Source organism: Corynebacterium sp. 045007 (assembly GCF_040743205.1).
Lineage (GTDB): Bacteria > Actinomycetota > Actinomycetes > Mycobacteriales > Mycobacteriaceae > Corynebacterium > Corynebacterium jeikeium_D.
Genome location: NZ_JBFLKW010000029.1, coordinates 1 through 14731, shown reverse-complemented (window position 1 = coordinate 14731; position 14731 = coordinate 1). Strand labels below are relative to the sequence as shown.

Sequence of the window (14731 nt, the reverse complement as noted above, 5' to 3'; positions counted from 1 at the left end):
GGTAATAGCTTTCGGGGAGCTATTCTTTGGTGATTTGTGGTGTGTGGTCTGGGGTTATGGTGGCATGCGGACACACTTTTCTTTACTTAACCCCCAACTTGCAACCCTCGCTCGCACCCCACGCCTGACTCAAACAAGGGTTAGATACGCAAAAGCGCACGACCCCAGGTAACCACCCGAAGCGCGTGCGCTAATTACCGAAAAACTATTTAGCAGCAGTCTCAATCATCTCGCGAATGCGGTCAATTTCCTTGCTGCGATTGCGGTTGCGACGAATGCCCATTGCGATGCCACCAACAACAAGTGCGGCAACGACGCCCAGTGCTGCCTGCACCTTCGGCTCATTCAGAGCATCGAAAACACGGGTCTTTGCGTCATCCGCAACGTTCTTCGGATTCGTTCGCACGGTTAGCTCATCCAGAGTACGGGCGAGCTGGTTACGGTTACGCTCAATATCGCGCTGGATATCTTCAATGCTGCGAGCCACGTAAACTCCCTAAAAAGTTGAATATCTAAAGTGATTGTTCGCCTAAAAGACTAACACTTCCACTACAGCAACGTGGGCGAGCACGGGGAAAAACTCAACGCATTACTTCAGAGTCGCCACGCACCGCTCCAGAGTCGATACGATGAAGCCATGACTACTTCTTCCTCCAGCGACAAAGAATACGGCCAGAACAACATCCGTCTGGAAGCTGGCGACCCTGCCCCAGCGTTTACTCTTTTCAACGACGCCGAAGAGCAGGTTTCTCTGTCGGACTACGCGGGCAAGCCCGTGCTGATTTACTTCTACCCGCGGGCCAACACCCCAGGTTGCACCACTGAGGCATGCGACTTCCGCGATGAATCCGCTGCCTTGAACGATGCCGGCATTCCAGTCGTAGGTATTTCTCCGGACAAGCCGGCGAAACTCGCAAAGTTCCGCGAGGACCACGGCTTAAACTTCACCCTCCTGTCCGATCCGGACAAGGAAACCATGACCGCGTTCGGCGCTTTCGGCGAGAAGAAGAACTACGGCAAGATTGTCCAGGGCGTCATCCGCTCGACTTTCCTGGTCAATGCCGATGGAGAAATTGAAAAGGCCTGGTACAACGTTCGCGCCAAGGGGCACGTCCAGCGCGTACTGCGTGACTTGGGTGTGGAATCACAGGCTTCCGAAAGCTAACTAGCCGCAAGGCCTACTCTGACCCTGGCCCCAAACTCTCCTCCTACATCATCCCGATTAGACGGTTTCGTAGTAGTGACTCAATCCCAGGACGCACCGAATATTCTTCGTCCCCGTCGCACTCCGGCTCAGCAACGCAGCCGAGAGCGGTACGCACGCATGCTCAGCTCGGCACGCACAGTGCTCATCGAGCACGGGTTTGAGTCTTTCACTTTCGACGAAGTCGCTCGCATCGCAGATATCCCCATTGGCACGCTCTACCAATTCTTCGCAAACAAGTATGTGATGATCTGCGAGCTCGACCGTCAGGACACCGAGGCCGTCATCGAGGAAGTCTCACGCTTCGGCGAAACAGTCCCCACCTTGAAATGGCCGGAGTTTCTCTCGGAGTTCATCGATCACCTGGCAAAACTCTGGCGCGAGGACGTTTCCAGAAGAGCCGTATGGCTGGCTGTTCAATCAACGCCCGCCACACGCGCAACCGCAGAAGATACGAAGTCACGCCTGGTCACCGAGATTTCAAAGGTGCTGCGCCCGCTGGTGCCGTCGTCAAGCGATGCGGAACTGAACTTCATCTCCGACCTCATGATTAACGCCACGTACGCCCTGCTGAATTATGCGGTGGACCATCCGGGAAGCGATGCTGAGCGGGAAGCTCATTACGAGCTGACGGTGCAGGAAATCAAACGCATGACAATCTCTTATCTCATGAGCGTCGCGGAGGCCGCAGACTAGAGAGCACCCCTCGCCCACCTCGGCAGGGGCATTTATTGCCCTTATCAATACGCGGAGGGTAGGCTTGCCTTAGTTTACGCTTTACTCTGGTCAGCGCGGTGGGGTTCCCTGTTTTTCGCCGCGCCTGCGCCGGAACTCCCAAACAGAATCAGAGGTTCACATGTCCACGACGCAGGGCGCTTTCCGACGGAGCCTGCTTCCCCGCTCTATTGTTTTAGCTTCGGCAATCGTAGTGAGTACGGGATTTTTACCCGCAGTCCCCGCATCGGCACAGTCACTGCCATCGATTGGACAGCTCGGCGGTTCGCTCCCCGGCATCGGCGACCTTCTCGGCGGCAGCACCGATCAGTCTGAGCGCCAGCTCTCCGTGACCCCTGCCACCGATCTGTCCGACGGCGCCACCGTGACCATCAAGGGAGTCGGCTACCCCGCTAACGCAAATATTTACCTGGCCCAGACAATCGAGAAGCCAAAGTCGGGCTACCCTTCGACCTACGGCGAAGCGGCCAAGGTCACGGTTGGCGCGGACGGAAGTTTTACGCAGGAGATGAAGGTCGCGACCAGCTTTGGCGATGTCGACTGCACCTCTACCCAGTGCTACGTAGCCTCCTTTACTGCGTTCCCTAATCTTTCTGACCGCAGCAATGACCAGTGGGTCCCCATCACCTTCAAGGCGGGTGCTACTTCCCAGGCTGCTCAATCGCAGGGTTCCACCGGCGCGGCGCCGAGCGGTGGCCAGAGCGCTGGTTCGGGCTCCCAGTCACAGTCGGGCTCGCAGTCACCGTCGCAGTCACGGGGTAACGCATCGGTGAGCCTGTCCAAGACCTCAGACTTGAACCCGAGCGGCGACACCATTCGAGTCGAAGGCAAGGGTTTCAAGACCTCTGGACCGGGCATCTACGTCGGTATCGCGCAAAATGACCAGATGGATGTGACCAACGCCGATTCCTTCGGCCCGGATACCAAGTTTGTGTCTACCTCTCGCGGCAACCTGAAGTCCGACGGCAGCTTCAGCGTGGATCTTCCGGTCAGCGCGAAGTTCGGCACGGCAGACTGCATGCAGAACGCTTGCTCGGTCTACACCATTGCTGCTCACGGTTCTTCCGACCGCAGCCAGGACACGGCGACCTCGGTATCGTTTGCCGGCGGAGCTGCCAAGCAGGACGCTACCCTGCCCTCCGGCGGTGGCTCCTCACAGTCCGCAGGCAGCGCAAGCTCCGGCACCAGTGGCAGCACAGGGTCTAGTGGAACGAGTAGCACCAGCGCTTCCAGCGGCTCCAGCAGCTCCAACGGCAGCAGCTCCAACGGCAGCAGCTCCTCGACCGGCACCCCGTCGGTAAGCCTGTCCACCACGGAACTGAACCCATCGGGCAGCACCGCAATTACCGTCTCCGGAACCGGATTCAAGACCAGCGGCAACGGCATCTACGTCGCAGTGGCTGAGAAGAACAAGTTCTCCACCACCAACGCTGATGCTTTCTCCGCCGCTGAGTTTGTCCGCACCTCCCAGATGTCCTCCGACGGCAGCTTCTCTACAACGCTCAATGTCGAGGCCGTCACCTCGGCCGCCAACTGCGTCGAAAATGACTGCGCACTCTACACCTTTGCTGCTCACGGTTCCTCCGACCGCAGCCAGGACACGGCCACGGACCTCAGCGTCGGCGGCTCCGCCAAGGAACGCGAAGAAGCTGTGAAGACCGGTGCCTCCAAGACCGGAGAGTCCAAGGCCAGCGGCTCATCCAAGGCATCTGGCAAGGCTTCCGCAAAGTCCAACGCTTCCGGCAATGGCCTCGACGAAGTTGATGTGCAGACTCAGCCGGCCGCGACCAACTCCCCGCTCCAAACCGCCGCAGTCGCCGGAACCGGCGCAATCCTGGGCGCGCTAATCTTCGGTGCCGGCATCCTGGTCGGTCGCCGTCAGAAGTCCGTCGATTAGCACGGCGCCGGACTAGTCCAAGCGTACGACGGCGATTGCGTAGTCGCCGTCGTGCGAGATGCTTAACGACGGCCCCAGCTGCCACTCCTGATCGTGGAAATGGCGGCTCACAGCCCCGTGGAGACTGATGCTCACGCGACCGTAGGCATCCGGCTGCACCTCTATTTCCCGCCAGTCCAGCTGATCGCGCGCAATCGGCGGTTGGCTGCCGAAGAGAGTCTGCGACCAGGCCTTGATGAAGGCTTCCTTCGCAGCCCAGCGGCCCGCTAAGTGACGCGCCAGCGCGCCGCCGACTGCTCCGCGGCGCCTAGCTACCAGTAGCTCCGCAGGTGTGAAAACAGCCTGCGCGAACTGACTTCCTGGCATATTCAGCTGCTCTTCGAAGCCCGGAGTATAGACGAGGTCTACGCCAATCATGGCTGGAGGACACCATCGATCAGACGGGCGCCGTCGGAAAGCAGAACTGCCTTTTCCAATGCAGCGGGTGAACCGAACCGACCACCGTCCGCCAGGTTTCGCTCGCGTGGACGCTCGTAGAGGGCTTCTCCACCGTAAATAGCCTCATCAATGCGACGCAGACCAGCCGCTTCGCGGTTGTACGCCGCGGACCGCCAACGCTCCGCAGCCTCAGCGCCATCGTGCTGCACTATCGCTTGGTAGAAAGCTTCCGGATGCACGACTGCCACCAGTGCCGAGACATGTCCGAACCCGAGCGAGGTAACAAAGCCAGCCTTCAGCGGCAACGTATTGCCGAAATTGACTGCCTTCGTTGGCCATACCAGACGCGAATGCTCAGCCAATGCGGGATCGACGCAGTCCAGCGATCGATTACCTGGCACAATGCCGCTGCGCAACACCTGGGTCAGACCAATGATCTGGAACGCTGCAGCACCACCCTTAGCGTGTCCCGTCAGCGATTTCTGAGAGACCACCAACAGCGGGTTAGAGCGCTCGCGACCGAGTTCATCTGCAATGCGTTCATGCAGTTCGGACTCATTTGGGTCGTTGGCATTGGTCGAGGTGTCGTGCTTGGACAACACCGCGACCTGATCCGCAGTGACATCGAGTGCTGCAAGGGCGCGAGCCAACCGAGACTTCTCGCCGCCCTGAGCGGCCGCTAGCGCGCCCAAACCCGGCGCCGGAATGGATGTGTGCGCGCCGTCGGCGAAGGACTGGGCGTATGCGACGACACCGAGCACGGGGAGCCCCATGTCACGGGCGATGTCTCCGCGAGCCAACAGCACCGTGCCACCGCCTTGCGATTCCACAAAACCTCCGCGTCGACGATCGTTCGGCCTGGAGAAGTACTCATGCTCGATGCCTTTGTTTTCCATGGTGGCGGAGTCAGCTGTGGCGGCCATGTCGCCGAAACCTGTGATTCCCTCTGTGGATAGGTCATCAAAGCCACCCGCGACAACAAAATCTGCCTTACCCAGGGCAATCTTGTCGACGCCCTCCTCCACCGACACCGCTGCCGTCGCACAGGCTGCCACAGGGTGAATCATCTGCCCGTAGCCACCGACATACGACTGCATAACGTGGGCGGCAATAACATTTGGCAATGCCTCTTGCAGGACGTCATTGGCTCGCGGTTGCCCCAGCAGACCGTCGATGTAAAGACTGCGCAGCGACTCCATCGCACCAATACCTGTGCCCTGTGTCGACGACACTCGCGCCGGGTTGACCGCTTCCAGCAGCTGCGCTGGGCTGAAGCCCGATGACAAGAAGGCATCGACAGTACAGACAATGTTCCACAAGGTCACGCGGTCCAGATTGTCCATCATGTCTGCCGGAATACCGTAGCGTGCCGGGTCAAAGCCCTGCGGAATTTGACCGCCAACATAGCGGCTCATCGCCATTCGGCGTGGAACCTGAACTGGCGTGCCAGCGGCCCGTGTCACAAGCCACTGCCCTGTCTCGGCATCGAAGCTCGCAGTGGTGTTGTCCGGGTTGGAACTGACAAAAGTCTCCGCTGCCGCGCGGTCACGCACAGCAAAGCTCAACGCACGATCCAGGTAGACCGTGGTCAGCTCAGTCATCGTATTGTCAACCAAATCGCCATCATCGGCGTAACGACGCACACCAACTCGCGCCAGTACTTCATCGCGGTAGCGCGTAGCAATGTCGCTTTCTGCCAACGGTTGCCCGTCGGCATCGCGCCAGCCACCCTCATAGGAAATCAGCCCCATTGACCAGGCTAATTCCACAATTCCTGCTGCAGAAATATCATCGACTTCAGCCTCAAAGCGCGTCCGGGAAGAACCGTACGGCCCAAGCTCACCGGCGCCCACAATGACCACCATGTCCTCCGGAGCCGCTGCGATGTCACCAAAGGTCGGTGTTGTCTGCGCAATTGGTCGGCGTGGGCTTGGCAGACCGCTCAGAACACGGCTTGACGACGGCTCCTGCGAACGCGCCCCGCTAGAGATCTCAGAGTTTTGAGCTGCTGGGGCAGCCGCCTGTGCAGCCTCCTGCGCCAATTGCGCAATGTTGAGGTCGACGTCACCCAATCCGCCGGTGAGATCGGCCTGAATCGGGCGGGTTTGTGCCTTCTTCCGAGCCTCCGAGCTCGCGAGCTCAATGAGTTCAGCTGCCATTTCTTCGGTGGAGAAGGTGCGTACTCCCTTTGCTTCCACTGCAGCAACCAATGGGTCGTTTCCACCCATCAGGTTGGTGCCTCGAACCCAACCAATCTGTGCATGAGCCAGAGTGGTGCGGGTGCGCCAAGCGTCCTCCACATTCCAGCGCGCCACCACGGCGTCGAGTGCGGCCTTGGCTTCACCATAGGCACCATCACCGCCGAAGCGACCACGGTTCGGTGAACCCGGCAGCACCACATGCAAACGATGCTGCAGATTATTGTCCCCGCCGAGTGCTGATATCCCTGCGATGAGTCGTTCCACCGACCACAGAAGCAGACGCATTTGGGTCTCGGACGCAGGACCGGCGTCGGCAAGCGAACCTGAGACCGTAGGCGCCGCGAACGGGAATAGCAGCGTCGGTGACAGCGCGGGCTTGGTCACAACCACTTCCGCACCAATCGTCGTAGTCTGCTCGGTTCCGATCCAGTCGATAAGGGAATCCAGGTCCTGGAAGCTGGACAGGTTCGCCGGTACCACCCACAGCTTCGCCTCGCCCTGCGCATGCATACGGTAGAGCTGCTTGTAGAAGCTCAGGCGCTCATGTCCCAGGCGTGAGGTAGTGACAACAACGGTTGCGCCCTGAGACAACAACTGTGCAGTTACGGCGGAGCCAATCGAATTTGGCGATGCACCGGTAACAACAGCGATGTCGGCATTCATCGGCAGTTCATCCACATTCGTGATGGCCTCATCCGACAGCTGTCGGTAGATACTCGCCAACTGTGCCCGCCCTGCCTCGTCTGCCTTGGCAGCCCACCACTGTGCCTGCTCGACTGCGGTTTCGTGGATACTGCCCGGCGCGGTGTCAGCCACGTCTTCATCAGTGGCTGCCCAGAGGCGTGCTAGGTCATCGCGGGAGGTGGCCCAGCGGTCGTCGAGCAGCACTGCCTTGGTGGGCGTAAACGTCGGGGTGACCAGCTTCGGCCAGTCCGCACCGAGTTCAGCAGTGACGAGATTTACCAGGTTGCTGTCGGCGTCTTCGGCATCGAAGTCAATGGCACCGGTAATCTCGTGGCCGAGTTGCTCCAGAATCGTGCGTGCAGCGGTGGCAAGAATACCTTGCTGGCCTGTCAGTTTATCTGCAAACTCAGTGAGTGCAGCCGAGTCGACCATTCCAGCGCTACTGTCGCTTGCCGACGGCTTAGCGACAGATACACCTCGCTGCGCGGCGACCGCAAGGATTGCTTCATCAATCAGCTGGTTGAGTTCAGCAGTACTGGTTGGGGTGGCCGGAGCCAGATGCGCAAGATCGCCGCCGCGCAGGGATGCACCGTCGCGAGTACCGAGCATCATCTCGGCGCTGACTGCGGTTGCCCATCCCTTGCCAAGCTGCCATTCATTGGCCACATAGTCATCGATGTAATTCGCGCCTGCACTGGCAGGACCGGTAATCCGGCGAATACCGTCGGCAATGGCTTCGGAGAGAATCGGGCCGAATGCGGAATATCCACTGGCCAAGCTATCAATCTTGTCCTTTAGATCAGCCAGTTCCGCATCTGCGGCCCCTTCGATTGAACCGAGGTCGAATTCGACTCCGAGATCGAGCAGCAGTTGATTGCGTCGAGATGAGACTCCATCGACCAGAGTCTCAATGGAGTCGGCGGCACCGAGCTGGTCGGGACGTACCTTCGTCCATTGGCAAATAAGAACTTCCAACGCTTCTGCCGGGCTGACTGCGATATCAGCAACTTCGGCAGCCGGAGTGGCAGCACTCGTGATCGTGGTTGCCTGTTCGGTCGCCGCGGGTTGGTCGACAGATACTGCCGGCTCCGCTGCTCCTGCTGCTCCTGTTTCTCCCGCTGCTCCAGATAGAGCCTGCGCCGTGTCCTGCTCCGGTGTCACCTCCGACTCGAGCTCAGTCTTTTCCGGCTGAATTTGGTCGCGCATAAACACTGCATCAGCATCACGTTCGAGATTGAGCACTCGAATGTCACGGCTTCGGTGACGGGGCAACTGGCAGGTGCGGGCAGCCAGGTTTGCCAGTGTGGGCGCTGTACCTACACCAACTTCAATAATGCGGCTGACGCCGAGATCCTCAAGCAGCAGATCCTGCGTTTCGATCCACCTCACCGGTGAGCAGAATTGCCAGGCCAGTAACTCGACCAGCAACATGCGGGCCAGGCGCGCCGGGTTTTCAGCGGCAGTATCAAAGTCGGCAAGGATTTGTTCCAAAATGTCTGAGTCGACGACTGCAGCCATCTGGCGGACGAACTTCTCAGTCAGCTCAAAAGAGGTCGCGGTGAGATTCGGGATATAGCGTCCCACCAGGCGCTCTGGAGTGATTTCCGCTGGCAGCAGCCGCTCCAAGTGTTTACGGAAGGAATCCACACCGTCGCGTAGGACACTGGAGTGGAATGGCACATCAATACCTGGGATACGCACGTATCCCTTGCCGTCCGAGCTGCGGCGCTCGCACTGTTCAGCCAGTGCCGCAAGGCCCGCGACGGTGCCGGCGACGGCGTACTGCTTGCCTGCCAGGTTGAGATTTACGACTTCGAGGAACTCACCGGTTTCCTGCGACAACCGATTAACAAACTCGGTGACCTCGTCCTCGCGTACGCCGATCTTGTCCGGACGCAGGGCGCACAAACCATAGTTGGACCTCCCCTGCTCATCACGTTCGACCAGTTCATGCATGGTCAAACCGCGGCGGTAGACAACCTCCAACACGGCATCTGCGTCAAGCGCACCAGCGAAAGCCGCCAGCGCGTTGTACTCACCGACAGAGTGTCCCGCAAAGTGAGCTGTTTCATCCAGCAGCCCTGCTTCACGGAGCTCCACAACCTGCGCCAGCCCCAACGTCGCCATCGCAACCTGGGTGAACTGAGTCAGATTCAGGACACCTTCTGGGTGGAAATAGCGCACACCATCCACGACCACCTCTACAGGGTTGTCCCGGACAATAGCCAGTACGGAAAAGCCAAGCTTCTCTCGGGTCATCGCATCAGCCTGGTCCCACACGCGGCGGGCCGCTACGCTGCGAGTCCGAGCAGACAGCCCCATCCCCTGTGATTGAATCCCCTGGCCAGGGAAGACATATGCGGTCGTCGGTGCGGCAATTACAGCAGTGGCAGTCAGTACCAGCTCGCCCTCTACTGTGGCCGTGACTTCACGGACTTCACCGGCGCCTGGACGGTCATCAAAACCACGGCGTTCGACAGAGAACTTCACTTCCTGGCCAGGTAGAACCGGACTCAGCATAGTCGCAGTGAACTCAATCACCCGATTACCAATGCCGGCATCCGACGTGGCAACAGCCGCATGCTCGGCCATCGCCGACAGCCACATTCCATGGACAATAACCCCTGGTAGACCAGCTAGCGCTGCTGCCCGGGAATCGACGTGGATAGGATTGCGATCTCCTGTGACACAGCTAAATGGCTCCATCGCCTTAGGCGCTTCCACGGTCAAGGCACCGCGGAAACTCCGTGGCGTATCCGTGACCGTTGGAAATGGCACAGTATTGGTCCGCGCTGTCTCGCCGCCGTTTCGGCCACGAATGGCAAAGCGTTCACTCAAGGTGGCGAGCAGCGTATCGCCATCACGAACCTCCGCGCGCACCACAACTAACCGCCCTAAGTCCGTATCAACGACCTCGTCGACACGCGCACTAATCCGCAACGTTGTGGTTTCCTGAGGCAGAGCCCCAATCATACGAATGTGATGCTCAAGGTGAACAAGCGCGAGCATGCCCTCAACAACATCAATGCCGGTCTCAGTACGCGCCTGCGCGACTGCCGCAAAAATCGCTGGCCAAGCATGCCCGACCAACGCGTCCGGCACCGTCGCCTGCGACTCATCGCCGGCAGCTGCAATAGTGACCGCATCGTAGTCAGCCATCGCCATCGGATCCCACACGGATTCCCACTCCGCGACCCCATCGACGATGTTTGCAAGCTCACCGCCAGCCGCGATTCGCGTCAGCTCCCGCATCGCGGCTGCCGCATCCTCATGCTTGACGACGGGCACTGCGCCCACCGCTGCACTCTGGCACAGGCGAATTCGCAGTTGCGTATTCTCCCCCGCAGCATCGGGCAGCGGAACGGTCAGCTGTGCCCAGACGAGCTCCTCCCCGACCTCATCATTGCTGCCATCAGCTCCAATGGTCTCCAAAATGGCACCAGTACCTGGGTGCTCCAGGCGTTGTGAACGAGAGACATCACTTGCGTCAGATACACATACCCACTCATGTTCCGCGCCAAGTGCCAGCGCCGGATTCGGCTGCTGTCGACCAGCCCACCAAATCACAGGTGCTGCGAGCATCCGGCTGAGGGCGTCAACAGGTGCCTCCGGCAGGTAGCCGGTATCCATCAATGCCTGTGCAGTAGCTTTTTCAAACCGACCCAGAATTTCCGCTACTGGCTCATTCGCGCGGGTAATGCCCGAAACAGCCTGCGGCCCTGGGATGATGCAGACTTGATCCGCATCGTAGCGAGAGTCATGCGCCTGCCATAGGGAGTCCGATCGCCACCAGCGACGAACCTCATCATCGATAACCGGAACGAATGGCACAGGTTTGCCAGGTGTGCGGCAGAGCTCAGAGATAAAGAAGGTGACATCTGCTGGGTGGAGCTGGGTATCCAGATCCAGCAGGCCGGACAGTCGCGAGATTTCGTTCTGCGGCTGGGTGCGCAAGCTGTCGCCGTCGGCAAGCGCGTCAAACGTGCCCGCGTCGACTGCATTCAGTCGTGCCTCTACGCGGTCGACGAGTGCGACAAAGCGCGTCGACCACGTTGGATCGAGGAACGTCCCTTCGGGCGCACACAGTTCGAGATAGCGGTTCAGCACCTCGGCATACGTCATGGTGCTGACATCTCCGAAGTACGGCTTCGCGGTGGCGTTAATCGCCTCGATGATCTCTGCGCGTCGTTCAGTCACCTTAGTGAGGTCACCTGCGACTTCGTCAAGCAATCTGCCTGCGCGTGCTGCGGCGTTATCAATTTCGTGGATATCAGCACCCAACTGGCTGCGCCCCGACGCCATGCCATCCATGGCGCTACCAGCGGGAATCCAGTTGTCAGTGCCGACGGTGTCGACCAACATTTGTTTCACGGACTCAGAGGCGGTCGACTCCTTGGCTGCCATCGCAGCTGTGCCGATGATGACAGCATCGACCGGCATCGGCGCCAATCCGTACTGTGTCGACCACGTGCCCATCAGATAATCACGGGCCTGTTCTGGCTTGCCGATACCGCCGCCAACAGCAAGCACCACATCTCGCTTGCGGATCTTTGCGTAGGTGTTAATTAGCAGGTCATCGAGGTCTTCCCAGGAATGGTGGCCACCGGCACGCCCACCTTCAACCTGCATGATGATTGGATACGGTGTGCCCTGCTGCGCCAAGGTGTCTGCAATTTCGAGCACCGACTCGATTTGTGCGATTGTGCCCGGTTTGAAGGAGATATGCGGAATCCCGCCCTCACGCAGCTGCTTTACTAGCTCAACTGCCTCGTCCACCTCGGGGATTCCCGCGGAGATGGTGACTCCATCAATCGGTCGCCCCGCTGCCACTGCGCGCGGGAGCAAACGGCGGCTTCCAATGTGCAAACCCCACAGGTACGGATCCAAAAACATGGTGTTGAACTGTGCACTGCGCCCCTCCTCGAGCAGATCGGAGAGTCGCGCCACATTAGCCTCGAAGATTTCCGGCGTGACTTGGCCGCCACCGGCCAGCTCCGCCCAGAACCCCGCATTCGCAGCAGCCGCCACGATCTCAGGGTCAACGGTTGTCGGGGTCATACCGCCGAGCAGAATTGGCGAGCGCCCGGTCAACTTGGTGAACTTCGTCTCGACACGGGGCTTGTCTCCAGTGACCAGACGCGGCGCAAACTCCAGCCACGATGTCGGATGCTCAATGTCGCTCTCAGACAGGACGCCCCTCCCCGCAGCTGTCGCCGCAGGAATCACCGCCACGCCATAGCCTTCAGCGTTGCGTTCTGTCAGCTTGACGACGCCTGTGTTCGGCCCCAGATCTAAAATGGTGGTTGCCCCATGGTCGATGAGCCCCCGTACCTCGGCGCTCCAGTCACTGGGGTCAACCAAGATTGCACGCGCAAGCCGGTCCGCCGTTTCCGCATCTAGCCCAATGCGCTCAGCCCGCTCCACTATCCATGCCACAGCAGGTACCAGCGCTGGGTGATGGAATGCGCCACTAACTGGCAGAACTGTACATTCGACTTTCCGACCCTTCGGCTGCTGCGTTGTGAGCTGCTCTGCCAGCTGGTCTAGTTCATCCTGCTTGCCGATAACTACGCTGGTAGTCTGCGTATTCTTCAGACCGATGACACAGCCCTGGGGGAGGAAAGGCTCCAACTCCTCGACCGTCAGGCCAGAGATACTCATCATCGGCGCGCGCCCAAATCCGGCTACTCGGCTTCCGCGCGCACACGCCACACCGATGAGGCGAGCTAGCGCCAGAAGCTCTGCTGCCTTCTCTGGGCGAGCGACAATCTCAGCGGCAAGAACACCTTGCGAATGACCGGTTACCGCTACCGCTTCGGTGATATTAATTCCCTGCTTTTCCAGCAACTCGACAATGCCCAACTGTGCCAAGACGATGCCCGGGACGCTGACCGCAGGGTTGGTTGTATCTCCGGTAAATGGCTCGTCTGTAACGAGTGAGATTGCCCAGCCGAAGGGGTCGAAACCTGCGGGAAGCTGGCCGATGAGATCGTCGTCAAGCGGTGCGAGCAGTTCCTCAGCGCGAGTGAAAACTTCCCGTAGTTTCTTTGAGTTGCCACTGGCCATGACGCTGGAGAGAGTGTCCAGCCATGGTTGCGATTGACCGGCGAAAGTGACTGCAAAAGTACCCAGGTCTGGAGCAGTTACGACATTGGTCTGCAAAGTGGCGAGTTTTTCGTATTTCACGTGGCTGAGGTCCTTGTCTTGTGGAGTACGAAATGAAAACATCTTTTGTTTCCAAATCCTTGCCAGGACACTATGCCATAAATCATGAGGAATCCATCATGTTTTTCTCGTGCGATTTTGTGATGCCATCAACGCGAAGATAATTTGCAACCCCAAAACGAGAGGCCGAACACGGCTGCGAAATCAGCGAGTACAACGCTTCTAAAATGAAAGAACTTCGCAGGTAGAAAACAGTGTTCCCCTGTCGAGAAATTGCTTGCACTTCACCACTCTGTCAGCACCGGCAGTGGAAAATGAAGCCCGGAAGACTGAGCCAATTTATGCCCAATCGGTGATGAACATCACACCCGGAATGCGTGTCAATGGGCGCCGAGAACGCTCAATCTTTCCTCGATTAATCGCCTAGCATATCCAGAATTGTGGACTCCGCTTCTTCTAAGCGCCGCTCTGACTCTTCAAGGTCCTGCTGCGACTTACCATCGCGCTCGACCTTGCCGTCGAAGATTGCGCAGGGATCATCGTTGACCACAGTGTCGTCGGGAACTATGCCACGACGCGCCATGTACTCATCCAGATGCATCGAGATGCTCATGTTGCCTCCCTGCTTCCACCTTACGATTCAAGATACGATTCGATCAGCGTCATTGTATCGACAGATTCGATTGCCCTACGCAGTGGAATGAGCGGACAGAGGTTTCCCAGAATGGTACTCACGCGCGCTGTGCGGCTGCCCCGTCTTGCGTTCCCCTTATCGATGCGAAAACTGTCGCAGGTCTACGACCGGTCTGGCGGCCAGGGTTTTCCATCGGGGAAATACCGGTCAAACTTCCAGCCCAGACGGAACGGGAGGACGTATTTCTGGGGACTGTTGTTCGCTTCCCACATTGACTTTGGTTTGGTTGCCCGCTCGGCTTCTTCCCGGTCGGTGTACACCCCGTAACAGATAGGGTCCCAGAAGTTGCTATCGGTGATTTCGAGAGTGGGGGTGCCGGTGAATACTCCATAGAGGAGTTGGTCGCGGCTTTCGACCTCGACCTCGAAATCTTCCCAGGTGCCCATCATTCCGCCGGGTTGCGCGCGCCACCAGTTGTCAATCGCGAGGGCGGTCTCCTCGGACTCGACGAACCCGCCGAGAGGTTCAGTGTTATCTGGGTAGCGGGGATAAACGACGCAGACAACAATTTTCATAGTCATGGTTCTACACCGTGCACGGGAGATTAGCGACCTTGGAATAGCTTCGGGCGGGAAATGGGCCAGATTTTGGGCACGCGGCCTAATGAGGGCGGAAAATCGGGTTAAGGGTCAAAAAGTGTGTCCGGAATCGCGGATTTTCACGGATTGACCTGTAGGTTTCCGGAAAGTATATGCTCCGGAAGCATATATCTA

Annotated in this window: 8 protein-coding genes; 3 read left to right on the top strand and 5 right to left on the bottom strand. The window is 58.8% G+C overall.

Annotated features, from left to right (window positions below; genetic code table 11):
- Nucleotides 1–205: 205 nt before the first annotated feature.
- Nucleotides 206–487 carry a DUF3618 domain-containing protein gene (locus tag AB1Z34_RS10735; protein ID WP_038628049.1) on the bottom strand — a complete coding sequence of 94 codons (282 nt, stop codon included), beginning with the start codon at nucleotides 485–487 and terminating at the stop codon, nucleotides 206–208.
- Nucleotides 488–637: 150 nt separating this feature from the next.
- Between AB1Z34_RS10735 and bcp the strand changes: the two genes are divergently transcribed.
- The 3 genes from bcp to AB1Z34_RS10720 all read left to right on the top strand — a co-directional run bounded on the left by bcp (nucleotide 638) and on the right by AB1Z34_RS10720 (nucleotide 3836).
- Entirely contained in the window at nucleotides 638–1165 is a 528-nt protein-coding gene (gene bcp, locus AB1Z34_RS10730) for a thioredoxin-dependent thiol peroxidase (protein ID WP_070603394.1), read from the top strand.
- Between the two features lie 159 nt (nucleotides 1166–1324).
- Nucleotides 1325–1900, top strand: coding sequence for a TetR/AcrR family transcriptional regulator (locus tag AB1Z34_RS10725; protein ID WP_224783805.1), 576 nt, complete (start codon nucleotides 1325–1327; stop codon nucleotides 1898–1900).
- Nucleotides 1901–2060: 160 nt separating this feature from the next.
- Nucleotides 2061–3836 (top strand): neocarzinostatin apoprotein domain-containing protein, encoded by a 1776-nt coding sequence (locus AB1Z34_RS10720; RefSeq protein WP_367158337.1) that lies wholly within the window; start codon nucleotides 2061–2063, stop codon nucleotides 3834–3836.
- 12 nt (nucleotides 3837–3848) lie between these two features.
- On the opposite strand, the gene AB1Z34_RS10715 is transcribed toward AB1Z34_RS10720, so the two are convergent.
- From AB1Z34_RS10715 to AB1Z34_RS10700, 4 genes are all read right to left on the bottom strand, one after another.
- Nucleotides 3849–4253, bottom strand: a complete 405-nt coding sequence (locus AB1Z34_RS10715; RefSeq protein WP_367158336.1) for a holo-ACP synthase — start codon at nucleotides 4251–4253, stop codon at nucleotides 3849–3851.
- Complete coding sequence (locus tag AB1Z34_RS10710; protein ID WP_367158335.1) at nucleotides 4250–13387, bottom strand: fatty acid synthase subunit beta domain-containing protein; 9138 nt, start codon at nucleotides 13385–13387, stop codon at nucleotides 4250–4252. Before AB1Z34_RS10710 ends, AB1Z34_RS10715 begins: the two co-directional genes overlap by 4 nt.
- Before the next feature lie 352 nt (nucleotides 13388–13739).
- A complete protein-coding gene (locus tag AB1Z34_RS10705; RefSeq protein ID WP_016422270.1) occupies nucleotides 13740–13937 on the bottom strand; it encodes a hypothetical protein in 198 nt (65 codons plus the stop codon).
- 182 nt (nucleotides 13938–14119) lie between these two features.
- Nucleotides 14120–14539: a hypothetical protein gene (locus tag AB1Z34_RS10700; RefSeq protein WP_016422269.1), complete on the bottom strand. Its 420-nt coding sequence runs from the start codon at nucleotides 14537–14539 to the stop codon at nucleotides 14120–14122.
- Nucleotides 14540–14731: the final 192 nt, after the last annotated feature.